The following is a 25,017-nucleotide window of genomic DNA, read 5'->3' as shown; positions in this document are numbered from 1 at the left end:
ATGCGGGGCACGCGGCACCTCCGGCGCGGCGTGCGGCCGGGGCCGGAGCGGTGGCACGTTCGACGGGCGCGGGCCGGGCGGTACGTACGAGGGCAGGGGTCATGGGGGCAGGTCCTCTCCGTCAGGCGGGGGGTGACGGCCCGGGGGGAAGGTCCGGGCCGTAAGCGGGGAGGGCCGGGCGGTACTCACGAAGGGGCGCCGGCCGACGCCGGACGGCAGAGCTGCCGCGGCGACTTCCCGCCATCAAACCGCCCCCCGCGACGGGACGGGCACCCCCTCCTGGGTGCCCCCGGAAGGGGGTGGCCGGAAGGGCCGCGGTGGCGTTCCGCACGCCTTCCGTGGTACGGCGGCGGGGCCCGACGGCCCCGGCGGAAGCGGCGGCTCAACTCTCCGTTAAGGAACGACCGGGCCGTGCGAAGGGACCCTACCGACCGGCGGCGGCACGGGGCAATCCGCCACGGAATACCGTCCGTTCCGCCTTCCGTTCCCGACCACCCCTGGCATCCGGTGATCGGTCCGTGACAGGATGTGCCCGGGAGTCCCGACGGTCGACTTAACTCACCGTTGGGTCCGTGGACAGGGCTGCGCACGGGCCGGCGACGGCAACGGCCGCACACGGGGGAAGGGCTAGGGGATGGCTGCGAAGGACGACAGGGAGCGCACCGGGAAGCCGGGCAGGGCAAAGACCGGCGACAGCGCGGCCCAGGACGTGCCGGGCGGCGCCGGGCCCGGCACTGCGGCGCACGACGGGACGGCACGGCAGGACACCGGCACCCTCGCCGACCGCCTGGGCCGCCTCTTCACCCACATGCACCCGCCCGGCGCCCCGTACACCAACGCCCATGTCGCCGACGAGATCAGCGGCGACCCGGAGCAGTTCGGCGGGGTGCGCCTGACCGAGCAGTACCTCTCCATGCTGCGCAACGGCCGCCGGAGCAACCCTTCCCCCGAGGTCCTGCGCGCGCTGGCGAAGTTCTTCGGCGTCCCGGCCGGATATCTCCTGGGCGACCTGTCGCAGCCGCAGGCCGAGCGGGTGGAGGAGGAGGTCCGCTTCCTCGCCGCCATGCGCGACCAGCGGGTCCGCGCCATCGCGCTGCGCTCGGTGGGCCTGCCGCCCGACGTCCAGGAGAGCCTGACCACCATCATCGACCAGTTCCGCCGCCAGATGGACCTGCCGGGCAGAGGCGGTGTCGGCCATGACGGTTGACCTGCCCCGGGTCGACGGGCCGGACCGGCTCTTCGCCACCTGGCGGCGCACGCACGACGACGGGATGACCATGCGAGTGGGGCGGATACGCAGGCGGTGCAAGCGGCTCGTCAAGGAGCTGGCGCTGCCCGCCACGGTCGATCTGCGGGGTCTGTGCGACCTCGTCGGCGCACGCGTGGGAGCCCCCGTCCACCTGGTGCCGATGAGCCTCGACGGCGCCGCCTCCGGCATGACGGCGGCCACCGACGACGCCTACTGGGTCTTCTACGAGAGCCGCACCTCGCCCTGGCACCAGGCCCACATCGTGCTGCACGAACTCGGCCACCTCCTCCTCGGCCACGACCGCGACCCCGCGCTCACCGAGGACGCGTTGCGCCTGTGGACGCCCTCCGTCGACGCCGCGACCGCGCTGCGCCGGATGGGTCTGACCCCGGGCCTCGCCCGCCACCACGGCTACGACAACCCCGCCGAACGCGAGACGGAGGTCCTGGGCACCCTCCTGATGGAACACCTCGCCCCGCCCACCCAGGACCCGCCGCCCCCGCCGGACGGCCGCGCCGCCGAACTCGCCGCCGCCCTCGGCCCGGCCCTCCAGCACCTCCGCAGCCCGGACGCCGCCGCCGACGGCGAGGACCGCGTCCCGGCAGCGGATGCCCCGGGCACCGACGCCGCCGAACCGGCCCGTGACGACGGCGGTGAGCCACGTGCCTGATGTCTTCGACGTCGTCTACCTCTGCTTCGCCGCCGTCGCCTGGACCCTCGTCGGCTACAAGACCACCGCCTGGCTCCGCGACCGCGCCAACGCCGACCTGGGCCTGGCCTGCGTGATGACCGGCAGCGTCGCCACCGTCTTCCTCTTCTCCGCGCCCAGCCTCTACCGCGCCTTCGACCACCTGCTGGGCGTCGCCAACCTCGCGATGGTCTTCCTCTACTCCGCCGTCATGGTCTTCGCCGTCGGCGCCCAGGTGATGCTGGCCCGCTGGGCGGCGGGCGTGGGCGGCGCCGCCCGCCGCCGCGCCCGCACCCGGGCCCGCACCACGGTCGCCGCCGTCGCGGTGCTCTGGGCGGTCGCCGTCACCGGCTTCGCCGTCGGCCGCCCCGACGCCGTCGAGCACCCCCGCGACTTCAGCACCGCCTACACCGGCGCCCCCGGCGTGATGGTCTTCCTCGGCCTCTACCTGGCGATCTTCGGCGCCAGCCTGGCGGCCCTCGGCACGCTCTGCCTGCGCTACGCCGCCACCCTCGGCGTCTCCTGGCTCGCCCGCGGCCTGCGGGTGCTCTCCGCCGGATGCCTCCTCGGCCTGGTCTACTGCGCCGCCAAACTCCTCGGCTTCGCCCTCTCCTGGGCCGACCGCCCCGCCCCCTGGCTCTCCAACGGCGTCGCCCCGCTCAGCGCCTCCGTCGCCGCCCTCCTCGTCCTCACCGGCTTCGCCCTCCCGGCCGCCGGGCCCCGCGTGACGGCCTGGCGCCGCCTGCGCCGCCTCACCCCGCTGTGGCGGCAGGTCACCGAGGAGAACCCGGAGGTCACGATGGAACGCGAGGACTGGCCGGGGCGGTGGCCCTTCGCCGACCTGGAGTGGCGGGCCAACCGCCGGATGGCCGAGATCCGCGACGTCCAGCGCTCGCTGCGCCGCCATGTCGAGTCCGACACCCTCGACATCGCCGGGGAACGCGCCCGCGCCGTGGTGCCGGACGAGCGCCAGCGCGCGGCCGTCGCCGAGGCCGCCGCGCTCCGCCGCGGCCTGGAGAACCGCGCGGTGGGCCATGTCCCGCCGCACTCCGCCGACACCGTCGTCGTCACCGAGGGCACCGGTGACGGCCGCCTCACCGCCGAGTACGAGCACCTCGCCCTCGTCGCCGACGTCTACCACTCACCGCTGATCGACACCGTCCTCACGGAGCTGCGCCAACGCAGCGCGACGGGCCGCCCCTGACGGCGGCACACCGACGGGGTGGCCCGGTACGGGGGTCCGGGCCGCCCGCACCACCTCCGCCGCGGGCGGTGCCCCCCCGGTCCCGGACCGGAGGACACCGCCCGCGACAGGGGGGAGAAGGACAGCCCCCTCCGACCTCACCGGCCCTGCCCGGCAGGGCAGTTCGGCCGCCGCGGCCCGCCACCCCTAGAGTCGGGAACCATGCAGAACACCGCCGAGACCGGCCCCGCAGCACCCGTCGATGTGACGCCCCTCCTCGACGACCCGCACACCGCGTACGTCGCCCTGCGCGAGAGCGGCCCCGTCCACCGCATCGCCGGTCCCGACGGACAACCCGCCTGGCTCGTCACCCGCTACGACGACGTCCGGGCCGCCCTCGCCGACCCGCGGCTCTCCCTCGACAGGAGCCACGCCACGCCCGGCAGTTACCGCGGCTTCGCACTGCCCCCGGCGCTCGACGCCAACCTCCTCAACATGGACCCGCCGGACCACACCCGGGTCCGCCGCCTGGTCGTCCGCGCCTTCACCCCGGGCCGCATCGAGGCACTGCGCGCCCCCGTACGCCGTGTCGCGGACGGACTGCTCGACGCCGTCGCACCGGCCGGACGCGCCGACCTCCTCGCCGACTACGCCGGTCATCTGCCGATCGTCGTCATCTGCGACCTGCTCGGCGTCCCCCGCGGCGACCGGCGCGACTTCCGCGCCTGGACCGATCGGCTGATCACCCCCGACCCGGCCCGCCCGGAGCTGATGAAGCAGGCGGTCGGCGAACTCTTCACCTACTTCACCGACCTCATCGCCACCAAGCGTGCCCACCCCGGCGACGATCTGCTCTCCGAACTCATCGCGGTCCGCGACACCCCGGACGCCGCCGCACCGGACGCCACCCCCGGCGACGACCGGCTCTCCGAGGACGAACTGACCTCGCTGGCCTTCCTGATCCTCTTCGCCGGATACGAGAACACCGTCCACCTCATCGGCAACGCCGTCCTCGCCCTCCTCGACCACCCCGAGCAGCTCCAGGCGTTGCGCCGTAATCCGGCCGAACTGCCGAGCGCGGTGGAGGAGTTCATGCGCTTCGATCCGCCGGCCCCGCTCGCCATCCGGCGCTTTCCCCGCGAGGACCTGGAGATCGGCGGCGTCCGCATCCCGGCGGGCGACTGTGTGCTGCTCTCCGTCGCCTCCGCCAACCGTGACGAGGCCCGTTTCCCCGCCGCCGACCGCCTGGACCTCGCCCGCGGCCTCTCCGGACACCTCGCCCTCGGCCACGGGATCCACTACTGCCTGGGGGCGCCGCTGGCCCGGATGGAGACGGCGGTCGCGCTCGGCGCGCTCCTCGAACGGTTCCCCGGGCTGCGGCTGGACGTCCCGCGGGAGTCGCTGACCCACCGCAGGACGCTGCGCGCACGTGGCCTGAAGTCGCTGCCTGTGACGTGGTGAGCCGCCGACGAACACGCTTTCCGAGGCATAAGTGTTCTGCGATGCGGTAGAAAGGTGTTGAGGCCCGCCCGGTGTGCATCCCCCGTCGCACCGGGCGGGCCGCTCTGCGTGGGGGCGCGCCGCTGCGGGGCGCATCTGTCGTCCGTCTGGCCCAGCCGCCCTGCAAGACACCCGGCAGCTCCCTAGCGTGATCGTCATGTCACTCGATGCGTTCCTGTCCCGGAAGGCCGGTGCACTGGCGGTGCTCGTCGTCACCGGCGTCTCGTCGGCCTCCATACCGGCCCCGGCCCTCGCGGCCGACGCGCACCGTCCGCCCGCTCCGGCCGTCGCCGGGGTGCAGGTGGCCGACGATCCCGGGGTGCCCGCGCTCCCGGAGAACCTCTCCGCGCTGTCGTGGGCCGTCACCGACGCCGACTCCGGCAGCGTCCTGGCCGCCAAGGACCTGCACCGCAAACTGCCCCCGGCCAGCACCCTCAAGACCCTCTTCGCGGTCACCGCGCTGCCGAAGTTCGCCGCGGATTCGGTGCACCGGGTCGAGCCCGCCGAACTGGAGGGCGTCGGCTCGGGCAGCAGCCTCGTCGGCGTCGAGGCGGGCAGCAGCTATTCGGTGGCCGACCTGTGGCGCGGGGTGTTCCTGCGCTCGGGCAACGACGCGGTGCACGTCCTCGCGTCGATGAACGGCGGGTGGGCGGCGACCGCCCGGGAGATGCAGGCCAAGGCCCGGGAACTGGGCGCCAAGGACACGACCGTGAAGTCCCCGGACGGTTACGACACCCCGGGCCAGGTCTCGTCCGCGTACGACCTGACGGTCTTCGCCCGGGCGGGGCTCGCCAACGACGACTTCGCCCGCTACTGCTCCACCGCCCGGGCCGACTTCCCGACCGCGGGCGGCGTCACCCGTATAGAGAACACCAACCGGCTGCTCTCCGGTACGAACGGGATGTCCCGCTACCCGGGGATCATCGGGGTGAAGAACGGCTACACCACCAACGCGGGCAACACCCTGATCGCCGCCGCCCGGCGCAACGGGCACACCCTGCTGGTGACGGTCATGAACCCGCGGTCCGGCGCGGCCAACGGCGTCTACAAGGAGGCCGCCGCGCTGCTGGACTGGGGTTTCGACAGCGTGGGCACCGCGGAGCCGATCGGTTCGATGACCCGCGCGGTGGCGCCGGGCCCGGACACCGATTCCGCCCCGCACACCACCCGTACCGACGAGGCGGGCAACTCGCCGTGGCGGGACGCGCTCGCCCTGTGGGGCGGCGGCATCGGCGCCGCGGTCCTCGCCATGGGCGCGGCGCTGGCCCGGCGCCAGCATCTGCGCCGCCGGGCGGGCGAGCGGGGCGGACCGCAGGCACCGTGACGGACGGCGCCCGCCGACCGTCTCCCGGCGGGCCGGATCAGCCGCGCAGCCGCGGCGCCGTACCGGCCGCCGGGACCGGCTTTGCCGGGGCGTCCCGCAGCCGTGCGGTCAGCCGCCGGGCCCAGGCGGTCAGCGCGGCGGTGTCGATGCCGTACGGGGCGGTGTCCGCGTACGGGGCGAGGGCCGCCGCGCCGCGGTCGAGGAGGGCGACGGCGCCGGTGGCGTTGGCGCGGGCCGCATGGGTGAGGCCGACGGCGAGCTGCGCCAGGCCGCGCCAGAGCGCGCGCTCCGGTTCCGCGGCGGTCTTCCAGGCGTCCTCCAGCACCTCGTGGGCGTGGAACGGCATCCCGGCGTCGAGCAGCCGCTGCGCCTCGGTCAGCGTCGCCTCCGGCGTCCGGACCACGCCCTCGGGCTGACGGGCCACGCCCGGGGTGCCGTACGGCAGCGGGCGCCCGAGCCCGTCGCGGGGCCGCGCGTTGCGGGCCCGGCCGTCGGCGTCCCGGTCGCGGCGGCGGGCGGCCACCGGCGGTGCGGCCTCCGCCGCCGGTGGCGCCGCCTCCTCGGCGCAGAAGCGGCAGCCGTCGCGTGCCCCGTCCGGCCGGTCGTCGATCCGCCCGCAGACCTCGCAGACCCGGTCCAGCCAGCAGGCCGGGTCGCCGCCTCCGCCGGTGGCCGGGCGCGGTGTGTCGGAGGTGGTCCGTCCGGTGTCCCTCTGCGCGTCACTCACCCTTCGATTGTGCGCCGGGAACGGGGCCGCCATGCGTCCGGGTCACGGCACCCGGGCCGGGGACGAGGCGTCGGGGACGCGCAGGGCGGGGGAGCCGTGGCCGTCGGCGGGGACGGTCCAGATGTCGCTGGAGCCGGTCTCCTTGCCGGGCAGCGCGTAGGCGAGCGTGGTGTCGTCCAGCCAGGCGGCCTGGTCGTCGACGCTGCGGGTCTCGGCGAGCGGACGCTCCTCGAACGTGCGCAGATCGAGGACGTGGAGCCGCCACGGGTCGCGGGCGCCGTCGCGGACGCGTTTCTTGAAGACCAGTCGGGTGTTGTCGGGGGAGAGCGAGGGGCACTCGACGTTCTCGCGGAGCGTGCGGGCCCGCCATTTCCGCAGGTCACCCTTGACGAGATAGGTCTTGCCCGCGGTGGAGACGGTGGCGTAGAAGGTGTTGTCGTCGCGGGCGAAGGTGACGCCCCAGTAGTTGACGTCGGGGGCATGGTAGCGGCGGCCGTCGAGGGTGAGGGGGACGCCCTCCATGTTCTTGATCAGATAGCCGGTGCGGGTGTCGAGGATCGAGGTGCGGGTGGAGAAGGACGTGGTGGCGTACGAGTCGCCGGTGGCGAACATCGTCCACGACAGCATCCGGCCGGACGCCGAGACCCGCGCCCGGTTGGGGATGCCGGTCAGCCCGATGCGCCGCTTCTCGCGCAGCTTCTCGTCGAGGACGACGGCGTACGAGCGCGGCGGGATGCCCGGGCGGCGCTGGAGGCAGAGCCCGGTGCGGGCCGCCGCGTAGAAGCGGTCGCAGCGCGGGCCGCCGGTGGTGCGCCGCCCCGGTCCGTGGGCGGCGGGGGAGACGGCGGCGCCGGTGGCGGGCAGCCGGGCGACGCGGCCGTCCCCGGCGGCGCCGGAGCGGAAGTAGAGCTGACCGTGGTCGAGACCGAACGCCGAGACCGGGTCGGCCGGTTCCGCCCGGCGGGCCGCGCCCACGGTGTACGCCACCGCGACACCGGCCAGCAGCGCGCCCGTCACGGTCAGCGCGAGGACACGCGTCCGCAGCGGCAGCGCGGCGAACCGGGCCGCGGCCCCGGCGGGCACCGGCCGGGCGCCCGGGGCGGCGGCGCCCGGCTCCCGGCCCTCGGGGGGCGGGCCCTCGGGCTCCCGGACCGGGGGTTTGTGGCGGGGGGAGGGGTTCATGCCGGTGTGAGGTGCCTTTCCGTGCGGGGGAGCAGGAGGACCGCGGCGAGCAGCGCCACGGCCAGGGCGGCGACCGCGGCGATCAGCGCCGGGCGGGTGCCCCACAGCGTCCAGGCGGCGCCGAACCCGGCGGCCGCCAGCAACCGGCACAGCGCCTGGCCGGTCTGGAGCAGCGCCATCCCGCTCGCCCGGCGTTCGGCCGCGAGGACCGGTCCGGCGAGCGCCATCAGGACGCCGTCGGTCGCCGCGTAGAAAACGCCGAGCAGCAGCAGGACGGCGGCGAGCAGCGGGAGTCCGGCGCCGGAGGTCAGCAGCAGGAGGTAGCCGCCGAGCAGGGCGGCGTGGCCGACGAGGAACGGCACCCGGCGGCCGATGCGGTCGCCGAGCCGCCCGGCGGGCACCGCCAGCAGCAGATAGACCGCCGCGGCGCCCAGCGGCAGCAGCGGGAACCAGCTGACCGCGAACTCCAGCCGCCGTTGCAGCAGCAGATAGAGGAACGAGTCGCCGATGGTCGCGGCGCCCAGCAGCGCGGCGGCGACGAAGATCCGCCGGAACGCCGGGTCGCGCAGCGGGGCCAGCAGCGCGGCGCGCGGCCGGGGCGCGGCGGGCGGCGGTGCGGGCTGCGCCACGCGGTCCGGTACGAGGACGACGAGCAGCAGCACGCCCAGCAGCCCCACGCAGAAGCTGACGACGAAGACCGCGTCGTAGGCGTCGGCGGTGGCCCACAGCAGCGCGAATGCGGCGAGCGGGCCGAGGAGCGCGCCGGTGGTGTCCATCGCGCGGTGCACGCCGAAGGCGCGGCCGAGCGCGTCCGGCGGGGCGCTGAGCGAGATCAGCGCGTCGCGCGGGGCGGTGCGGACGCCCTTGCCGAGCCGGTCGGCGGCGAGGGAGGCGCCGATGCCGAGGGTGGCGCCGCCGGAGAGGAGCAGCCCCAGGCGGGAGAGCGCGGAGAGGGCGTAGCCCCAGCCGGCGACGAGTTTGTGGCGCCCGCCGCGGTCGGCGGCGTGCCCGCCGAGCAGCCGGACGAGGGCGGTGGCGCCGTTGTAGAGGCCGTCGAGGAAGCCGAACTGGAGGGGGGAGAGGCCGAGTTGGATGACGAAGTAGAGCGGCAGCACGGCGGTGACCATCTCCGAGGAGATGTCGGTAACGAGGCTGACCGCGCCGAGGGCCAGAACCGGCCCGCCGACGCGGCCCCGCGTCACCTTGGTCGCCGTGGTGGCTGCGTCCGTGGTCGCGAGATACATGGTGCCCGGTGCCCGCCTTCGCCGGTCAGTGGCAGGTGTAGGACGGGCTGCTGTCCTTGGTCTTGCCGTCGGTGCCGATCAGGTCCCAGGAGTACCCGTCGTCGGTGAAGTTGAGTTTCACCACCCCGAAGGTGTTGGTCAGCCGCTTCTGGCTGTTGGGCTGCACCTCCTCGATCTTGTACGGGTGGGCGCCGCCCATGCCGCCGAGGAGTTCGACGATGCCGTTCTTGTCGTCCCGCTCACCGTCCGGGTTCTGCGGGGCGAACCGCTCGTAGTGGTGGTCGTGGCCGTTGAGCACCAGATCCGCCTTGGCGTCGTAGAGCGCCTTCCAGACGGGGCGGCTGACCGGGTCGTTGCCGTGCTCGCCGGAGGAGAAGAGCGGGTGGTGGAAGTAGGCGGCGACGCACTTCTTGGAGGTGGCCTTGAGGTCGTTCTTGAACCACTTCAGCTGGGTGGAGTCGAGGTTGTTGGTGTCGAGGGCGATGAAGTGCCAGTTGCCCTCGTCGTAGCTGTAGTACGGCTTGCCCTTGGGGTAGGCGATGTCGCCGAAGTACGCCTTGTAGCCCTTGAACTCGCCGTCCGGGTCGTAGGTCTCGTGGTTGCCCGGGATGGGGTGGGTCTTCTTCTTGAAGGCGCCCCAGGTCTTGTCGTAGTAGCGGGTGAAGTCCTTGAGGCGGGCGTCGTCGTACTGGTTGTCGCCCATCGTCATGATGAACTTCGGGTCGATCTTCTTCACCAGCGCGGCGGTCTTGGGGTGTTCGCAGTCCTTGCTGTCCGCGGTGCACTGCTCGGCGATGTCCCCGGCGGCGACGACGGTGAAGCCGCCCGCCGCGCGGTGCGGGGAGGCGTCGGCGCGTCCGGCGGGGGACCACATCAGCACGCCGCCGGCGAGCGCGAGGGCGGCGGCACCGGCCGCCGGGACGGAGATGCGGGGGTTCTTGTGGAGGGGCTTCTTGGCGCGGGGGGTGGGCGTCATGTGCGTCTCCTGGTTCGGCACGGGGAGCCGTTCCCGAGGAATCCTGACGCCGGGTCATGTACGGGTCAAGATGCCGGACCCGTCATTGTTAGGAAACTTTCCTACTTGCCGTGTGCCGGGGACGTCAACACCCCAAATCCCGCTGCCGTGGCCGGAGTTCAGGCGCTCGGGCGCACCCGGGGGCGCGTACGCCGGGTGGTGCGCCGGGCCCGGAACGCAGACGCCGGGGCCCCCGGAGGATGTCCTCCGAGGGCCCCGGCGCCGGTACGTCAGATCTCGCGGATACCGCGTCCCGCCCAGGCGGGTGCGGGCACCACCAGGCCGGTGAGTCTGCGGTGCGTCGCCTCGGGCAGCGGCGCGGAGCGGCCCGTGCCCTGGTCGACGTGGAGCGCGAACAGCTCCTCCGTCGCCACCGGCGCGTCGCCCGGCTCACCCACGAACATCTCGTGCGCGAACCGCACCTTCTTCGCGTCGACGCCCAGCACCGAGGTGCGGACCGTCAGCGCGCTACCGCGGGCCACCTCGTCGAGGTAGCGGACGTGCGCCTCGACCGTGTACAGCGAGCAGCCCGACTCCGCGCGGTAGGCGTCGTCCAGCCCGGTCTCCGCCATCAGCGCGTCCGTCGCGAACCCGAAGACGAGGACGTAGTACGCCTCGCTGAGGTGGCCGTTGTAGTCGATCCACTCGTCCCGGACGGTCTGCCGGAAGAGGGGGAGCGGGGCCGTCATCGGGCGGTGCCTCCCAGACGGCCGGTGGCGCGCAGCACGTCGATGACGCCCTGGTCGCGCTCGGCGACGAGGTCCGCGTAGGTCCGCTCACCGGCGGCCTCCTCGCAGCCGTCGACCATCGCGTCGCGCAGCTCGCGGTCGAGCTCGGGGGCCTCCAGCCGGGTCCACGGCGACTTCAGCGACGGGCCGAAGTGGTCGAGCATGTGGCCCATGCCGCCCTCGCCACCGGCCAGCGCGAAGGTCAGGCAGGGACCCATGAACGCCCAGCGCAGGCCCGGGCCCTCGGTGATCGAGTCGTCGATGTCCTTCACCGTCGCCTCACCGTTGGCGACCATGTGCAGCGCCTCGCGCCACAGGGCCTCCTGGAGGCGGTTGGCGATGAAGCCGGGCAGCTCGCGGTCCATGGTGATCACGGACTTGCCCGCCACGTCGTAGAAGCGCGACGACCAGGCCACGGCGTCCGCGGCGGTCCTCTCGCCGCCGACGACCTCGACCAGCGGGATCAGGTACGGCGGGTTGAACGGGTGACCGACGACCAGGCGGCCCGGGTCGGCCGCCTCGGTCTGCATGTCGGTCATCGGGTAGCCGGAGGTCGACGAGGCGATGACGACGCCGGGCGGGGTCGCGGCGTCCAGCTCGGCGAGGAGGGAGCGCTTCAGCTCCAGCTTCTCCGGGGCGCTCTCCTGGACGAACTGGGCGTCGGCGACGGCCTCGGCGAGCGTCGCGGTGACGGTCAGCCGGTCCTGCGAGGCGCCCTCGGCCAGGCCCAGCTGCTCCAGCGCGGGCCAGGCGGCGGCGACCAGACGGCGCAACTTCTCCTCGGCGTCGGGCGCCGGGTCCCAGGCGGTCACGTCGTAGCCGCGGGCGAGGAAGTGGGCGACCCAGCCGCCGCCGATGACACCGGCGCCGATACAGGCGACGCGGCGGACGTCCTCGGGGGCGCAGGGGGCGGGCGGAGTGGTGGTCATGGGGAACTCCAGGTGTGCCGGGGGAGGGGCGGAGAGGGGAGGGCGGTCAGCCGCGGGGCTTGAGGCCGAGGCGGGCGCGGGCCTGGTCGGGCGTGGCGACCGAGGCGCCCAGCAACTCGGTGACCTGCACGGCGCGCTCGACGAGCTGGCCGTTGGTGGCCTTCACGCCCTTGCTCAGGTAGAGGTTGTCCTCCAGACCGACGCGGACGTTGCCGCCGAGCAGGATCGACTGCGCCACCCACGGCATCTGCATCCGGCCCAGCGCGAAGCTGGCCCACTGCGCGCCCTCGGGCAGCATGTTCACCATCGACTGGAGGACGCCCGGGTCGGCGGGCGCGCCCCACGGGATGCCCATGCAGAGCTGGAAGACGGTCGGGTCGTCCAGCAGGCCCTCGGCGTGCAGCTGCTTGGCGAACCACAGCTGACCGGTGTCGAAGATCTCCAGCTCCGGCCGCACACCCAGCTCCTGGATGCGCTTGGCGCCCTTGCGCAGCATCTCCGGGGTGGAGATGTACAGGTTGTCGCCGAAGTTGAGGGAACCGCAGTCCAGGGTGCAGATGTCGGGGAGCAGGTCCTCGACGTGCGGCAGCCGCTCCAGGCCACCGACCAGGTCGGTGCCGGGCAGCGCGCCCTTCTCCAGCGGCTGGTCGGCGTCGAGCACCAGGTCACCGCCCATCCCGGCGGTGAGGTTGATGATGACGTCGGTGCCGGTGTCCTTGATCCGGGCGACGGTCTCCGCGTACAGCTTCGGGTCGCGCGAGGGCGCGCCGGTCTCGGGGTCGCGGACGTGGATGTGGACGACGGCGGCGCCCGCCGCGGCCGCCTCGACGGCGGAGGCGGCGATCTGCTCCGGCGTCACCGGGACGTGCGGGGAGCGGCCGACGGTGTCGCCCGCGCCGGTCAGCGCACAGGTGATGATGACCTCGTTGTTCACGGGGGTTCCCTTCGGAGGGGGCAGGGGGGAGGCCGCCGCCGGGGTGGCGGCGGCCGGTGGGACGGGCGGACTCAGTCCGCGGTGACCTCGCTCGCCACGAAGGCGAGCAGGGCGTCGTGCATGGTGTCGGGGCCGGTGCTGTCCGGCGCGGTGGCCAGGACCTGGGTGGCCAGACCGTCGATCAGCGCGGTCAGCCGCAGCGCGGTGAACTCCGGGTCCAGGTCGCGGAAGACGCCCTGGTCGATGCCGCGGCGCAGCACATCGGCGACGGTGGTGCGCCACTGCCGGTAGTAGTGCTCGTGGAGGCGGCCGATCGCGGTGGAGCGGGCGGCCTGCGCCCACAGGTCCAGCCAGACCAGCCACTGGCGGCGCTGCTGGTCGGTGCGGGGCGTCTGGAGGGCGATCAGGTGCAGCAGCTCGCCGCGGGCGTCGGCCGCGGTGGCGAGGCCCGCGGCGCGGCGCGCGGTGTCCTCGTCCATGCACCAGCGCACCGCCGCCTCCAGCAACTCGTCGCGGCCGGGGAAGTGGTAATGGACGGCCGCGGTGCTGGTGCCGCAGGCCGCCGCGATGTCGGCGACCCGGACGCCGTGGAAGCCGTGCTCGGCGATGAGCCGGACGGTCTCGCGGACGATCTGGAGCGGACGGCCACCGTCCGGCACCGCCACCGGACCGGTCGCGGCGGGCGGTGCGGGGCGCTGCGCCGGGCCGAGGAGGCGGCCCGCGTCGACGCCGGTGATGTCGGCGATACGGACGATCTCGGCGACGGTGAAGCGGCGCCCGCCGTTGAGCGACCGGGAGAGCTTCGAGGGGTCCATCACGATCCGGCGGGCGACCTCGCGGCGGCTGCATCCCAGCCCGTCGATCGCCTGCCGGACACGTTCCGTGAGCGCCCCGGCCTCATCCGGCACCCGGGCTGCGGGGTCGTCCGTCATGGTCCGGGACCGTAGCAGCCGCGTTGAGACCATCGCAACGATGAGCGCCGATTTCCTTCTCTAAACCTACCCTGAGCAGGGAATTTCTCGCGTTGCGCTCACTGACTGATGCGAAAGTCAGTTGTGGTGCGCAGGGGGACGGAGAGACGGTCGAAAAGCCTGCATACCGGGGTGTGTGGGACAGTGGCCGCATGGCTGACCGGGGAGCTCAGCGGCCCACCGTGTCGGTGCCGGACGACTGGCCCGCCCACCCGGATCTCACCCTTGCCCTCAACCGCATGGGCGGATTCGACTGGGACCTCGACCGGGGGCTGCTGCACATGGACCCGCCCGCGCTGCGGCTCTTCGACATGCCCCCGCAGGCGTACGACGACCGGCCCGCCAGCCTCGGCGACCGCATCCCGCCCGGCGAGGCGGCCCGCCTTGACGCCCTCGTCTCCCGCGCCCTCAAGGACGGCAGCGACTCCTACGGCGCCTACTACCGCGCCCGCCACCGCGACGGCTCGCTCCACTGGATCCACAGCCAGGGCAGCATCCGCCGCGACGACACCGGGCGGCCCTTCCGCATCATCGGCGTGGTCCGCGACGCCGAGGAGGAGTACCGCCACGCCGCCGAACGGATCGCCGTCGACGAGGAACGCCGCCGCCACACCGACGTCGTCCAGCGCACCACCGCCGCCCTCGCCCACGCCCGCACCGTCCACGACGTCATCGCCGTCCTCGCCGACGACCAGGGACTGAGCCGGCTGCGCGCCGAGAACGTCATCCTCGGACTGGTCGAATCCGGCCGCATCCGGCTGATCTCCGAGGGCAAGGCGGGCAGCTTCGTCCCGGAGCTGGGGCTCACCCGGATCGGCGACGAGTTCCCCATGAGCGAGGTGGTACGCACCCTCACCCCGCGGTTCGTCGGCAGCCGCGCCGAGTTCGAGGAGTGCTACCCGCGCATCTGGCCCGCCATCGAACCCCTCGACGTGGGCTCCGCCGCCTACCTCCCGCTGATCGCCCAGGGCCGCCCGATCGGCGTCATCGGCATCTTCTTCCAGCGCGAGTCGGACTTCGGCGAGCAGGAACGCACCCTGATGGTCGCCCTCGGCACCAGCATCGCCCAGAGCCTGGCCCGCGCCATGCTCCACGACCAGGAGCACGACCTCGCCGCCGGACTCCAGCAGGCGATGCTGCCGCGCCGCATCCCCGGCGTCCCCGGCGCCCAGATCGCCGTCCGCTACCGCTCGGCCCGCCTCGGCAGCGACATCGGCGGCGACTGGTACGACGTCATCCCGCTGCCGCACGGCCGGGTCGCCGCCGTCGTCGGCGACGTCCAGGGCCACGACACCCAGGCAGCCGCCCTCATGGGCCAACTCCGCATCGTGCTGCGCGCCTACGCCGCCGAGGGCCACGCCCCCGCCACCGTCATGGCCCGCGCCTCCGCCTTCCTCAAGGAGTTGGACACCGACCGCTTCGCCACCTGCGTCTACGTCGACGCGGACCTGAGCACCGGCTCCGCCCGCTTCGTCCGCGCCGGGCACATCGACCCGCTGCTGCGGCACGCCGAAGGGCTCTGCCGCCCGCTGCCCGTCGCCGGGGGCCTGCCCCTCGGGCTCTCCGCCGAATTCACCCGACTGGATTACCCGGTCACCACGGTGCAGCTCGCTCCGGGTGACACCTTGCTGCTCTGCACCGACGGCCTCGTCGAGACGCCGGGCGTCGATCTCGGCGACGGCATCCGCGCGTTGGCCGCCGAGGTGCGCCGCGGCCCGCAGGACGTCCAGCGCCTCGCCGACCGCCTCTGCGACCTCGCCGACCGCGACCCCGGCGAGGACGACATGGCCTTCCTGCTGCTGCGCCGCCTCGGCGACCCGCACCAGGACATCGCCGGACGCGTCCGGCGCCACATCGCCCCCGCCGACCCGGAGGGCCTGAGCGCCGCCCGCCACATGATCCGCGCCGCCGTCCGCGCCTGGGGCGCCGGGGACCGCTCCGAGGAGATCGAACTCGTCGCCGACGAGCTGATCACCAACGCCCTGCTGCACACCGAGGGTTCGTGCGCCGTCACCGTCGAGATGCCGCACAGCGTCGAACGAAGGCTGCGGCTGGAGGTCGAGGACGAGTCCAGCAACCTCCCCCGCCGCCGCGAACCGGGCGAGGCCGGGGTCTCCGGACGCGGTCTGCTCCTCGTCGACCGGCTGGCCGATGTCTGGGGAGTGGAACCGCGGGGCGGCGGCAAGTGCGTATGGTGCGAGTTCAACTGCCCCTGAGCCAGGGCCCGACGGCCACCCGGCAGGGCGCGCGGCCGACCCGCCCCGCGGGCGGACGCGCCCCGTGGGCACACCGGACGCCGAGACATCGGCACGCGCGAGGTAAGGACGCACCATGGAATCGCGGTCGGCACAACAGTCGGCACAGGACCGGCAACTGGCGGCGCGACTGGACGCCGAAGGGGTCCGCAACACCGCTCTGACCTGGGTCGACAACGCGGGCATCACCCGCGTCAAAGCCGTCCCGGCACACCGCCTGGAGCAGGCCGCCCGCCGCGGCGTCGGCATGTCCCCGGTCTTCGACGTCTTCACCTCCGACGACGCCATCACCGAATCCCCCCACATCGGCGGCCCCGACGGCGATCTGCGGCTCTTCCCCGACCTGGACCGCGTCACCCCGCTCGCCGCCCAGCCCGGCTGGGCCTGGGCGCCCGCCGACCGCTACGACCAACTCGGCGCCCCGCACCCCGCCTGCCAGCGGCAGTTCGCCCGCCGGATGACCGAACGCGCCGCGGAGCACGGGCTGGGCGTACGGATGGGCTTCGAGACCGAATGGGTCGTCACCCGCGTCCCCGAGCCCGGCACCCCGGCCGCCGCCGACCCGGACGCCCCGCTCGACTTCCCCTGCGCCGGACCCGCCTACGGCATGACCCGCGTCGTCGAACTCTCCGACTACCTCCGCGACATCACCGAGGCGCTCACCGTCCAGGGCCTCGACGTCCTCCAACTCCACCCCGAGTACGCGGCGGGCCAGTTCGAGGTCTCCACCGCCGCCGGGGACCCGGTGCGCGCCGCCGACGACGTCGTCCTCGTCCGCGAGACTGTCCGCGCCGTCTCCGCCCGCCACGGACTGCGCGCCTCCTTCGCCCCCACCGTCGTCGCCGGACTCGTCGGCAACGGCTGCCACCTCCACCTCAGCCTGGACCGCGACGGCCGCTCCCTGCACCGCGACCCCGCCGCCGCCCACGGTCTGGCCCCCGAAGCGACGGCGTTCCTCGGCGGCGTCCTGGAGGCGCTGCCCGCCCTCCTCGCCCTCGGCTGCCCCTCGCCCGCCAGCTATCTGCGGCTCCAGCCGTCCCACTGGGCGGGCGTCTTCCAGTGCTGGGGCGTGGAGAACCGCGAGGCCGCGCTCCGGCTGATCACCGGGGCGCCCGACGACCCGGACGGCGGCCACGCCGAGCTGAAGCCCTTCGACGCCGCCGCCAACCCCTACCTCGTCGTCGGCGCGGTGCTCGCCGCCGGGCTCCACGGCCTGGCCTTTGGCAGCGTGCTGCCCGAGCCGGTCAGCGGCGACCCGGGCGTCCTCGGCGTCCGCGAGCGTGGCCGCCGCGGCATCGTCCGCCTCCCCACCACCCTCACCGACTCCGCCGACCGGCTGGAGAAGTCGGCGCCGCTGCGCGAGGCGATGGGCGAGGTGCTGCACGGCGCGGTGCTCGCCGTCCGCCGCGCGGAGGCCGCCCGGTTCGCGGGCGAGGGCGACGAGGAGATCGCCGCCGAGACCCGGTGGCGCTGGTGACGCCCGCACCGCGGGACGGCCTGCCGCCGCTCGTCGACCACCACTGCCACGGCGTGCTCCGCCACCAGCCGACCGCGGCGGAGTTCGCCGGACTCCTCACCGAGTCCGACCGCCCGGCCGCCCCCGGCACCAGCTACCTCGACAGCCAACTCGGCTTCGCGCTGCGCCGCTGGTGCCCGCCGGTCCTCGGCCTGCCGCCGCACTGCCCGCCCGCCGACTACCTCGCCCGCCGCGCCGAACTCGGCCCCGACGAGACCCGCCGCCTGCTGCTCACCGCCGCGGGCATCGGCACCTACCTCGTCGACACCGGGCTGCCCGGACCGCTCACCGGACCCGCCGGGACCGCGGAGTCCGGCGGCGGCACCGGCCACGAGATCGTCCGCCTGGAGACCCTCGCCGAACACACCGCCCGGCAGACCGCCGACGCCGAGGAGTTCCTCGACGCGCTGGCCCGCGCGGTACGCGACGCCGCGGCGCACGCCGTCGCCTTCAAGACCGTCGCCGCCTACCGCCACGGTCTCGCCCTGGCGGCCCACCCGCCGGGCCGGGACGTGGTGCACGCCGCGGCCCGCGGCTGGCTGGCCGCCGGTGAGGACCGGCTCGCCGACCCGGTCCTGCTGCGCCACCTCGTCGAACTCGCCGTCGCCACCGGCCTGCCGCTCCAGATCCACACCGGCTTCGGCGACCCCGACCTGCGGCTGCACCACGCCGATCCGGCGCTGCTCACCGACTTCGTCCGGGCCACCGCCGACACCGGCACCCCGCTCGTCCTGCTGCACTGCTACCCGTACCACCGCCAGGCCGCCTACCTGGCGGCCGTCTACCCGCACGTCTACGCCGACGTCGGCCTCGCCCTCGGCCACACCGGCGCCCGGGCCGCCGCGGTGCTCGCCGAGTTCCTGGAGCTGACCCCGTTCGGCAAGCTCCTCTTCTCCACCGACGCCTACGGCCTGCCCGAGCTGTACACCGTCGGCAGCGCCGTCTTCCGCACCGCGCTGCGCACCGTCCTCGACGACTGGACCCACCACGGCGCCTGGTCCTACGAGGACGCCGCCCGCGTCGCGGCGCTGATCGCGGCGGAGAACGCACGGCGGCTGTACGGGCTGGGCGACGGCCCCTGAGGCACGGCCGCGCCGGGGCGGCGGCCTCCCGTCGGCCGCCGCCCGCGGCTCACCACCCGACCGCCTCGGCGAGCAGATCGATCTGTTCCGGGCCGCCGCCGTGCGGGAAGAGGATGAGTTCGTCGCAGCCCGCCTCGGCGTAGGCCGCCACCTCGTGGGCCACCGCCTCGGGCGAGGACAGCCCCGCCTCGATGCTCTTCCGGGTGAAGGTGCCGGAGGTGTAGTACCGCTCCAGGCTGGTGCGCAGACGCCGCTCCGCGCCCGGACCCAGCGCGCAGTGGACCGTTCCCACCAGCCGCGGCGCCCCCGCCCGGCCCGCCGCCTGCCACGCCTGCCGGACCCCCGGGGCGTGGGCACGGAAGTTCTCGACGCCCTGGGCCCCGGCCACCCAGCCGCTGCCGTGGGTGACCATCCGCCGCAGCGCCGCCTCGGTGAAACCGCCCAGCAGCAGCGGGGGACCGCCGGGGGTGGCCGGTCGCGGCCCGATGCCGTCGGTCTCCCGCCACTGTGCGGTGGCCGTCTCCAGCAGCGCGTCGAACAGCCTGCCGCGGCGCCGGAAGGGCAGTCCGCCCGCCCGGTAGTCGTCCTCCCGGGCGCCGGGTGCCAGACCCAGCACGAGACGGCCGCCGGAGAGCCGGTCGAGGGTGGCGGCGGACTTGGCGAACAGCGCGTGGTTGGCGCGCAGCGGGGCCAGCAGGATGCTGGTGGTCAGCCGGATGCGGGAGGTGGCCCCGGCGGCGACGGCCAGGGCGGTCAGCGGCTCGTACTGGTCGTAGACGAGCCGGTCGGTGGTGCCGAGGGTGGTGAAGCCGCGCGATTCGGCGTGCCGCGCCCAGTCGGCGAGCGACAGCTCCGGGTCGGGGCGCAGTACCGGCAGTCCGATGCCGAGGTCCATGTCGGGTGCTCCTCCCGGGCCGGGCGAACGGTCCGGCCCCGTCGTGGGTGGCCCGGGCAACCGATCCGGCGGGTGACGCCGCCCGGGCGGCCCCTGCACGCTACCCGCCGGGGCCGCCCGGGCGGGGCACGCCCGCCGCGCGTCGGCGCCGCGGCGGACCGTCACCCCACCGGCGTCAGACGTCCAGCCGCAGCGCGTTCTTGGCGCGGTCGATCACCTCGTTCGGGGGCGGGCCCTCCGAGTGTTCGAGCGCCAGCGCCTGGTTGAGCGTGACGTACGGGCGCATCCGCCGCTCGTAGCCGGTGAACGCGGCACGGTGGTCGCCGCCGGACCGGCCCAGCTCGTCGGCGAGGACGTACGCCCCGGCCAGCGCCAGGCTGCTGCCCTGCCCGGACAGCGGGGACGGGCAGTGCGCCGCGTCGCCGATCAGCACCACCCGCCCCGCCGACCAGCGGTCCATGTGGATCTGCGCCATCGCGTCGAAGAAGAAGTCCGGCGCCTCCTGCATCGCCGCCAGCAACTGCGGTGCGGGGCCGCCCAGATGGCCCAGCTTCTCGCCGAGCAGCTTCCGCTGGGCGGCGGTGTCGTGCCGGTCGAGGTCGAGGGGGTCGGAGCGGAAGCCGAGGAAGGTACGGAGCTCGCCGTTGTCCCGCGTCGGGTAGACGCAGAGGCTCGCGTCCCCCTCCTGGAGCCAGATCTGCCAGTCCGCCAGGTCGAGGAAGTTGGCGGAGCGGAAGACGCCGACGTAGGCGCCCAGGTGGCGGGTGTACCGCTCCTCCGGGCCGAAGGCCAGCCGCCGTACCGTCGAGTGCAGCCCGTCCGCGCCGACCACCAGGTCGAACGTCTGCCGCCGCCCGCTGAGGAAGTCGACCCGCACCCCGTCCGCGTCCTGCGCCAGGGCGGTCGCGGAGTCGTCGAAGAGGTACTCCACACCGTCCTGGGCGTACCGGTGCAGCAGGACGGTCAGTTCGTCGCGGAAGACCTCGATGTCCGGGCTGTCCAGCGGACCGGCGCTCCAGGTCGCCTCGGTCGAGCGCCACTGCTCGGCGCCCGTGCCGTCCAGCATCGACATCCCGCGCATCGTGGTCCGCAGCGCCCGCGCCTCGGCCAACTGCCCGCCGCGCTCCAGCACCTCCAGCGCGACCCCGCGGACGTCCAGCGCCTGACCGCCCGGGCGTAACCCCAAGGCGCGCTCGACGACGGTCACCGTACAGCCGGCCCGGCGCAGCCAGTGGGCCGCGGCGAGCCCGGCGACGCTGGCTCCGGAGATCAGTACGGACGTCATGGAAATTCCCCCTCCATCAGGTGTACACGGCGGGACCGCCACGTACGCACCCCAGGAATGTACGGCGTACGCGACGCCTGCACCACCTTCCTGAGCTGCATGTTCTCCGCCCCAACTCCCCCTTGTGTACTAGGACATGAGGAGGAGCGCGGCCGTTCCCGCAGGTGGTCTCTGTGCTAGTACAGGGGCGGCGCGCGGACGGAATTTCCGGAAGGATCGCGGGGGCGTCTCCGCACCGGCGGAGGCGCCGCACACGGAAGGAGCAGGACGTGGCCGAGCGCCCCGACCCGCCGTACCTGCGGATCGCCGCCGCGCTGCGCCGCCGCATCGAGAACGGCGAACTGGCCCCCGGCGACCGGGTACCGGCCACCCGCCGCCTCGCCGAGGAGAGCGGCGTCGCCCTCGCCACCGCCACCAAGGCGCTCGCCGTCCTCCGCCGCGAGGGGCTGATCCACGCCACCGGGCGCACCGGAACCGTCGTCGCGCCCCGGCCCGCGCCCCGCCGCACCGCGCCCGCACCGCCCCCGGTCAGCGCGTCCGCCGGGGACCCGGGGCGGGACCGCCTGGTCCGCGCCGCTATCGCGCTCGCCGACGCCGAGGGGCTCGCCGCGCTCTCCATGCGCGCCGTCGCCGGGCGTCTCGGCGTCTCCACGATGGCCGCGTACCGCAATGTGCAGGGCAAGGATGAACTCGTCGCGCTGATGACCGACACCGTCCTCGGCGAGCTGGACCATCCGCGCACCCCGGCGCCGTGGCGGACCCGGCTGGAGGAGGGCGCCCGCGCCCTGTGGCGGGTGCACCGCGCCCACCCCTGGCTCGCCCAGACCGGTCCGCTCACCCGGCCCCAACTGCTGCCGCGGCTGCTCGCCTACTCCGAGTGGATGCTCGCCGCCCTCGACGGCCACGGACTCGACGCCGCCACCGTCCTCGACCTCAACGCCCTGCTCTACAGCCACATCCAGGGCCTGGCGGTGCACGCCGAGCGCGAGGCGCACGCCGTCGGCCAGACCGGGCTGACCGACGAGGAGTGGCTGGACACCCAGGAGCCCACGATGTCCGCGCTGCTGGGCTCCGGCGCGTACCCGACGCTCGCCCGGCTCCTCGACGAGGTCGGGGAGGACGGCTACGACCTGCGGCTCGACGGGCTCTTCGAGCGGGGGCTGCGGGCCCTGCTCGACACCGTCGACCGGCTCGTCGCGGAGTGCGCCCCGCCCGCCTGAGCCCCGCCGGGCGGCTGCCGTGAGACGACCCGCCGCCCGGCGGCGCGGACATGCTCTCCTTCCGCGTGCCCGATACGAACACCCCCGCGGACCCCGCCCCGCGACCTCACCCACGCCACCTTCGCGGTCGGCCTGGTCGGCCTCTGCTCCCTCGTCCCGCTCGTCGTCTTCGGTCTCTACGGCGGCGCCGTCGCCGACACCGTCGACCGCCGCACGCTCGGCCTCTGCAGCGCGACCGGCGCCACCGTCCTCTCCGCCGTGCCGGCCGTCGCGGCGCTCACCCACCACCACCCCGTCGCGCTGCTCTACACCGTCGTCGCGCTCCAGGCCGTCTGCTTCGCGATGAACTCCCCGGCGCGGTCGTCGCTGATCCCGCGTCTGCCGTGACGGGCGGGCCCGGGCGTGCGGCGCGGCCGGGAACGGGCCAGACTCGGAGACGGGGGGATCCGCGCACGCAGCAGTCCAGCTCCGAAAGGCACGCCGTGCAGCCGCAACCGATCCCGCACCGCCCCCGGGCGCGCGGCGGCCCGGTGGCGTCCGGCGGCCCGGGCCACGGGCGGTACGGCCCCGCCGCGACCGACCCGGCCACCCCGCCGGATCCCGGGGGCCCGGACCCGCTGCCGCCCGATCCCGGCGGTCCGCCACCGGAACCGGACGGCCCGTCCCCGGAGCCCGGCGGTCCGCCGCCCGGCCCGGTCCCCGAACCGCCGCCGGGCCCGCCCGGCCCCGAACCCTCGCCGTCCCCGATCCCGCGCCCGCCGGGGCCCGATCCCGTACCGGACCCCTCACCGGCCCCCTCGCCGCTGAGCTGAGCCGGGCGCGCCCGTACCCCCGCCGAGCCGATCGTCCCGTCCCATCGAGGAGGTGCTGTTCATGGCCATCGCCACGGTCAACCCGGCCACCGGCGAAACGCTCAAGACCTTCGAACCGCTCAACCCGGGCGAACTCGAAGACCGGCTGGTCCTCGCCGAGCAGGCGTACACCGCCCACCGGCTCACCTCGTTCGCCACCCGCGCCGGGTGGCTGCACAAGGCCGCCGATCTGCTGGACGCCGACCACGAGACCGTCGCCCGCACCATGACCACCGAGATGGGCAAGACCCTGGTGGCGGCCCGCGCCGAGGTCGCCAAGTGCGCCAAGACCATGCGCTGGTACGCCGACCACGCCGCCGCCCTCCTCGCCGACGAGCACCCCGATCCGGCCGACGTCCGCGACTCCGGCGCCGCCCGCGCCGTGGTGCGCTACCGCCCGCTGGGCGTCGTCCTCGCCGTGATGCCGTGGAACTTCCCGCTCTGGCAGGTCGTACGGTTCGCCGCGCCGACCCTGATGGCCGGGAACACCGGGCTGCTCAAACACGCCTCCAACGTTCCGCAGACCGCCCTCTACCTGGAAGAACTCTTCCGCCGCGCCGGGTTCCCGGCAGGTTGCTTCCAGACCCTGCTGATCGGCTCGGGCGCGGTCGAGGGCGTACTGCGCGATCCGCGGATCGCGGCGGCCACCCTCACCGGCAGCGAACCGGCCGGTCGCGCCGTCGCCTCCGTCGCGGGCGACGAGATCAAGAAGACGGTGCTGGAACTCGGCGGCAGCGACCCCTACGTCGTCCTGCCCTCCGCGGACCTCGACGCCGCGGTCCGGGTCGCGGTCACCGCCCGGGTCCAGAACAACGGCCAGTCCTGCATCGCCGCCAAGCGCTTCCTCCTGCACGCCGACATCCACGACGCGTTCGCCGAGAAGTTCACCGCCGCGATGGCCGCGCTGACCGTCGGCGACCCGATGGATGAGAACACCGACGTCGGCCCGCTCGCCAGCGAACAGGGCCGCTCCGACCTGGAGGAGCTGGTGGACGACGCGGTCCACCGGGGCGCCACCGTGCTCTGCGGCGCCCGCCGCCCCTCGCGCCCCACCGCGGGCTGGTTCTACGAGCCGACGGTCCTCACCCACCTCACCCCCGACATGCGCATCCACCACGAGGAGGCGTTCGGCCCGGTCGCCACGCTCTACCGGGTCGCCGACCTCGACGAGGCGGTGGCGCTCGCCAACGACACGCCCTTCGGCCTCAGCTCCAACGCCTGGACCCGCGACGAGGCCGAACAGGAACGCCTCGCCCGCGATCTGTGCGCCGGTGGCGTCTACTTCAACGGCATGACCGCCTCCCACCCGGGCCTGCCCTTCGGCGGCGCCAAGCGCTCCGGCTACGGCCGGGAGCTGTCCGGCCACGGCATCCGGGAGTTCTGCAACATCACGACGCTCTGGTACGGCCCGTAGGCCGGGCCGCGGCAGCCCCGGCCGGATCCGCCTCCGGCGGGAGGATCCGGTCGAGGTGGTAGCCGAGGACCCGCAGCACGTCCTCGCGCGGGCGGCGCCCGTGCAGCAGATCGCCGCCGAGCCCGGTCACTCCGGAGACCAGCAGATCGGCCTCGTGCCGCGGGTCCACCCCCGGGGCGCACCGCCCCCGCTCCCGGGCCCGCTCCAGCAGCCCGGCGACCAACTCCTCCAGCGGATGCTCGGGGGCGAGGAAGACCGCGGCCAGCGCGGGGTCGGTCAGGCTGCGGGAGTAGTACGCGGCGAGCACCCGCAGCGCGGTGCGCCGCTCCTCGTCCAGCGGCAGGAACTCTTCGAGGACGGCCCGCAGCAGTCCGCGCGGATCGTCCGCGTCGTGCCGGATCCGGGCGCGGGCCCGCCGCTCGTTGTCGTCGTGCAGCAACCGGAGGGCGTCGACGAGGAGTTGGTGCTTGCCGGTGAAGTGGTACTGCACGGTCCGCAGGGAGACCCCGGCCTCGGCGGCGATCTCGCGCATGCTCGCCGCGTGCAGCCCGCGCGCCGCGGCGATCCGCCACACCGCCTCGGCGATCTGCCGCCGCCGCGGCGAGACCGCGACCGGCTCCGGCTCCGCCGCGGGCGCCGGGACCGGCGGCTGCCTGCGCCGCCGGTAGGCCCGCGCCTGACAGCTCCGCGAGCAGTACCGCGCCGGTCGCCCCCGCCCGCCGACCGCCAACGGACCCCCGCACTCCCGGCAGCCGCCCACCGCGTCCCGCCGCCCGGCCTCCCTCTTTTCGTCACGCATGAACGCCACCCTAGCGCGGGAAATTG

The 25,017-nt window shown here is 74.6% G+C and carries 21 protein-coding genes and 1 pseudogene; 11 read left to right on the top strand and 11 right to left on the bottom strand.

Going from position 1 to position 25,017, the window contains the following annotated elements; translation table 11 throughout:
• The first annotated feature begins 634 nt into the window (after nucleotides 1-634).
• From IF23_RS0103895 to IF23_RS0103875, 5 genes are all read left to right on the top strand, one after another.
• The gene (locus IF23_RS0103895; protein WP_078653760.1) at nucleotides 635-1,207 is read left to right on the top strand and encodes a helix-turn-helix domain-containing protein; all 573 of its coding nucleotides are present in this window, start codon (nucleotides 635-637) and stop codon (nucleotides 1,205-1,207) included.
• Nucleotides 1,197-1,919 carry a hypothetical protein gene (locus IF23_RS30885; protein ID WP_245654873.1) on the top strand — a complete coding sequence of 241 codons (723 nt, stop codon included), beginning with the start codon at nucleotides 1,197-1,199 and terminating at the stop codon, nucleotides 1,917-1,919. The genes IF23_RS0103895 and IF23_RS30885 overlap by 11 nt, the downstream gene beginning before the upstream one ends.
• Nucleotides 1,912-3,141 (top strand): MAB_1171c family putative transporter, encoded by a 1,230-nt coding sequence (locus IF23_RS0103885; RefSeq protein ID WP_030279745.1) that lies wholly within the window; start codon nucleotides 1,912-1,914, stop codon nucleotides 3,139-3,141. The genes IF23_RS30885 and IF23_RS0103885 overlap by 8 nt, the downstream gene beginning before the upstream one ends.
• A 201-nt stretch (nucleotides 3,142-3,342) precedes the next feature.
• Nucleotides 3,343-4,581, top strand: coding sequence for a cytochrome P450 family protein (locus tag IF23_RS0103880; RefSeq protein ID WP_030279743.1), 1,239 nt, complete (start codon nucleotides 3,343-3,345; stop codon nucleotides 4,579-4,581).
• Nucleotides 4,582-4,777: 196 nt separating this feature from the next.
• On the top strand, nucleotides 4,778-5,944 hold the full coding sequence (locus IF23_RS0103875; RefSeq protein ID WP_037677187.1) for a D-alanyl-D-alanine carboxypeptidase family protein: 1,167 nt from the start codon (nucleotides 4,778-4,780) through the stop codon (nucleotides 5,942-5,944).
• A 37-nt stretch (nucleotides 5,945-5,981) separates the two neighbouring features.
• On the opposite strand, the gene IF23_RS0103870 is transcribed toward IF23_RS0103875, so the two are convergent.
• The 8 genes from IF23_RS0103870 to IF23_RS0103835 form a co-directional block, all read right to left on the bottom strand.
• The gene (locus tag IF23_RS0103870; RefSeq protein WP_245654872.1) at nucleotides 5,982-6,671 is read right to left on the bottom strand and encodes a DUF309 domain-containing protein; all 690 of its coding nucleotides are present in this window, start codon (nucleotides 6,669-6,671) and stop codon (nucleotides 5,982-5,984) included.
• 42 nt (nucleotides 6,672-6,713) lie between these two features.
• Nucleotides 6,714-7,853 (bottom strand): TolB-like translocation protein, encoded by a 1,140-nt coding sequence (locus tag IF23_RS0103865; protein WP_245654871.1) that lies wholly within the window; start codon nucleotides 7,851-7,853, stop codon nucleotides 6,714-6,716.
• Complete coding sequence (locus IF23_RS0103860) at nucleotides 7,850-9,097, bottom strand: MFS transporter (protein WP_030279735.1); 1,248 nt, start codon at nucleotides 9,095-9,097, stop codon at nucleotides 7,850-7,852. Before IF23_RS0103860 ends, IF23_RS0103865 begins: the two co-directional genes overlap by 4 nt.
• 25 nt (nucleotides 9,098-9,122) lie before the next feature.
• Nucleotides 9,123-10,073 carry a metallophosphoesterase family protein gene (locus tag IF23_RS0103855; RefSeq protein ID WP_030279733.1) on the bottom strand — a complete coding sequence of 317 codons (951 nt, stop codon included), beginning with the start codon at nucleotides 10,071-10,073 and terminating at the stop codon, nucleotides 9,123-9,125.
• A 269-nt stretch (nucleotides 10,074-10,342) separates the two neighbouring features.
• On the bottom strand, nucleotides 10,343-10,801 hold the full coding sequence (locus IF23_RS0103850; RefSeq protein WP_030279732.1) for a thioesterase family protein: 459 nt from the start codon (nucleotides 10,799-10,801) through the stop codon (nucleotides 10,343-10,345).
• Nucleotides 10,798-11,769, bottom strand: coding sequence for a 3-hydroxyacyl-CoA dehydrogenase NAD-binding domain-containing protein (locus IF23_RS0103845; RefSeq protein WP_030279730.1), 972 nt, complete (start codon nucleotides 11,767-11,769; stop codon nucleotides 10,798-10,800). The genes IF23_RS0103850 and IF23_RS0103845 overlap by 4 nt, the downstream gene beginning before the upstream one ends.
• Before the next feature lie 46 nt (nucleotides 11,770-11,815).
• Entirely contained in the window at nucleotides 11,816-12,703 is an 888-nt protein-coding gene (locus IF23_RS0103840; RefSeq protein WP_030279728.1) for a beta-keto acid cleavage family enzyme, read from the bottom strand.
• Between the two features lie 71 nt (nucleotides 12,704-12,774).
• Nucleotides 12,775-13,635 (bottom strand): TetR/AcrR family transcriptional regulator, encoded by an 861-nt coding sequence (locus IF23_RS0103835; protein ID WP_030279726.1) that lies wholly within the window; start codon nucleotides 13,633-13,635, stop codon nucleotides 12,775-12,777.
• Between the two features lie 191 nt (nucleotides 13,636-13,826).
• On the opposite strand from IF23_RS0103835, the gene IF23_RS0103830 reads away from it, so the two are divergent.
• The 3 genes from IF23_RS0103830 (at nucleotide 13,827) to IF23_RS0103820 (ending at nucleotide 18,527) form a co-directional block, all read left to right on the top strand.
• Nucleotides 13,827-15,890: a SpoIIE family protein phosphatase gene (locus IF23_RS0103830; protein ID WP_030279724.1), complete on the top strand. Its 2,064-nt coding sequence runs from the start codon at nucleotides 13,827-13,829 to the stop codon at nucleotides 15,888-15,890.
• A gap of 115 nt (nucleotides 15,891-16,005) precedes the next feature.
• On the top strand, nucleotides 16,006-17,406 hold the full coding sequence (locus IF23_RS0103825) for a type I glutamate--ammonia ligase (protein WP_030279722.1): 1,401 nt from the start codon (nucleotides 16,006-16,008) through the stop codon (nucleotides 17,404-17,406).
• Nucleotides 17,400-18,527 (top strand): amidohydrolase family protein, encoded by a 1,128-nt coding sequence (locus IF23_RS0103820; protein WP_030279720.1) that lies wholly within the window; start codon nucleotides 17,400-17,402, stop codon nucleotides 18,525-18,527. Before IF23_RS0103825 ends, IF23_RS0103820 begins: the two co-directional genes overlap by 7 nt.
• Before the next feature lie 49 nt (nucleotides 18,528-18,576).
• Here the strand turns inward: IF23_RS0103820 and IF23_RS0103815 are convergent, their stop codons facing one another.
• Nucleotides 18,577-19,422: an LLM class flavin-dependent oxidoreductase gene (locus tag IF23_RS0103815; protein ID WP_030279718.1), complete on the bottom strand. Its 846-nt coding sequence runs from the start codon at nucleotides 19,420-19,422 to the stop codon at nucleotides 18,577-18,579.
• A 175-nt stretch (nucleotides 19,423-19,597) separates the two neighbouring features.
• Complete coding sequence (locus IF23_RS0103810; protein ID WP_030279716.1) at nucleotides 19,598-20,707, bottom strand: FAD-dependent monooxygenase; 1,110 nt, start codon at nucleotides 20,705-20,707, stop codon at nucleotides 19,598-19,600.
• Between the two features lie 269 nt (nucleotides 20,708-20,976).
• Here IF23_RS0103810 and IF23_RS0103805 point away from each other — a divergent pair, with 269 nt between their 5' ends.
• From IF23_RS0103805 to IF23_RS0103790, 3 genes and pseudogenes are all read left to right on the top strand, one after another.
• Nucleotides 20,977-21,927: a GntR family transcriptional regulator gene (locus IF23_RS0103805; RefSeq protein WP_030279714.1), complete on the top strand. Its 951-nt coding sequence runs from the start codon at nucleotides 20,977-20,979 to the stop codon at nucleotides 21,925-21,927.
• A 72-nt stretch (nucleotides 21,928-21,999) separates the two neighbouring features.
• Nucleotides 22,000-22,308 (top strand): annotated as a pseudogene (locus tag IF23_RS32405) (MFS transporter); the annotation flags it as partial.
• Between the two features lie 492 nt (nucleotides 22,309-22,800).
• On the top strand, nucleotides 22,801-24,192 hold the full coding sequence (locus IF23_RS0103790) for an NADP-dependent succinic semialdehyde dehydrogenase (RefSeq protein ID WP_030279712.1): 1,392 nt from the start codon (nucleotides 22,801-22,803) through the stop codon (nucleotides 24,190-24,192).
• On the opposite strand, the gene IF23_RS0103785 is transcribed toward IF23_RS0103790, so the two are convergent.
• Nucleotides 24,167-24,991: a TetR/AcrR family transcriptional regulator gene (locus tag IF23_RS0103785; RefSeq protein ID WP_078653757.1), complete on the bottom strand. Its 825-nt coding sequence runs from the start codon at nucleotides 24,989-24,991 to the stop codon at nucleotides 24,167-24,169. The genes IF23_RS0103790 and IF23_RS0103785 overlap by 26 nt on opposite strands.
• Between the last annotated feature and the right edge of the window lie 26 nt (nucleotides 24,992-25,017).

The sequence above is a fragment of the Streptomyces catenulae genome (assembly GCF_000718015.1).
GTDB lineage: Bacteria > Actinomycetota > Actinomycetes > Streptomycetales > Streptomycetaceae > Streptomyces > Streptomyces catenulae.
The sequence above is the reverse complement of the archived record's forward strand: the minus strand, read 5'-3'. Positions and strand labels throughout refer to the sequence as shown.

Bases quoted from the DNA above. Each gene is read 5' to 3' on its own strand.
- IF23_RS0103830 (WP_030279724.1), top strand. From the start codon at position 13,827: ATGGCTGACCGGGGAGCTCAGCGGCCCACCGTGTCGGTGCCGGACGAC.
- IF23_RS0103790 (WP_030279712.1), top strand. From the start codon at position 22,801: ATGGCCATCGCCACGGTCAACCCGGCCACCGGCGAAACGCTCAAGACC.
- IF23_RS0103850 (WP_030279732.1), bottom strand. From the start codon at position 10,801: ATGACGGCCCCGCTCCCCCTCTTCCGGCAGACCGTCCGGGACGAGTGG.
- IF23_RS30885 (WP_245654873.1), top strand. From the start codon at position 1,197: ATGACGGTTGACCTGCCCCGGGTCGACGGGCCGGACCGGCTCTTCGCC.
- IF23_RS0103835 (WP_030279726.1), bottom strand. From the start codon at position 13,635: ATGACGGACGACCCCGCAGCCCGGGTGCCGGATGAGGCCGGGGCGCTC.
- IF23_RS0103860 (WP_030279735.1), bottom strand. From the start codon at position 9,097: ATGTATCTCGCGACCACGGACGCAGCCACCACGGCGACCAAGGTGACG.
- IF23_RS0103875 (WP_037677187.1), top strand. From the start codon at position 4,778: ATGTCACTCGATGCGTTCCTGTCCCGGAAGGCCGGTGCACTGGCGGTG.
- IF23_RS0103785 (WP_078653757.1), bottom strand. From the start codon at position 24,991: ATGCGTGACGAAAAGAGGGAGGCCGGGCGGCGGGACGCGGTGGGCGGC.
- IF23_RS0103895 (WP_078653760.1), top strand. From the start codon at position 635: ATGGCTGCGAAGGACGACAGGGAGCGCACCGGGAAGCCGGGCAGGGCA.
- IF23_RS0103855 (WP_030279733.1), bottom strand. From the start codon at position 10,073: ATGACGCCCACCCCCCGCGCCAAGAAGCCCCTCCACAAGAACCCCCGC.
- IF23_RS0103880 (WP_030279743.1), top strand. From the start codon at position 3,343: ATGCAGAACACCGCCGAGACCGGCCCCGCAGCACCCGTCGATGTGACG.
- IF23_RS0103810 (WP_030279716.1), bottom strand. From the start codon at position 20,707: ATGACGTCCGTACTGATCTCCGGAGCCAGCGTCGCCGGGCTCGCCGCG.
- IF23_RS0103815 (WP_030279718.1), bottom strand. From the start codon at position 19,422: ATGGACCTCGGCATCGGACTGCCGGTACTGCGCCCCGACCCGGAGCTG.
- IF23_RS0103825 (WP_030279722.1), top strand. From the start codon at position 16,006: ATGGAATCGCGGTCGGCACAACAGTCGGCACAGGACCGGCAACTGGCG.
- IF23_RS0103865 (WP_245654871.1), bottom strand. From the start codon at position 7,853: ATGAACCCCTCCCCCCGCCACAAACCCCCGGTCCGGGAGCCCGAGGGC.
- IF23_RS0103845 (WP_030279730.1), bottom strand. From the start codon at position 11,769: ATGACCACCACTCCGCCCGCCCCCTGCGCCCCCGAGGACGTCCGCCGC.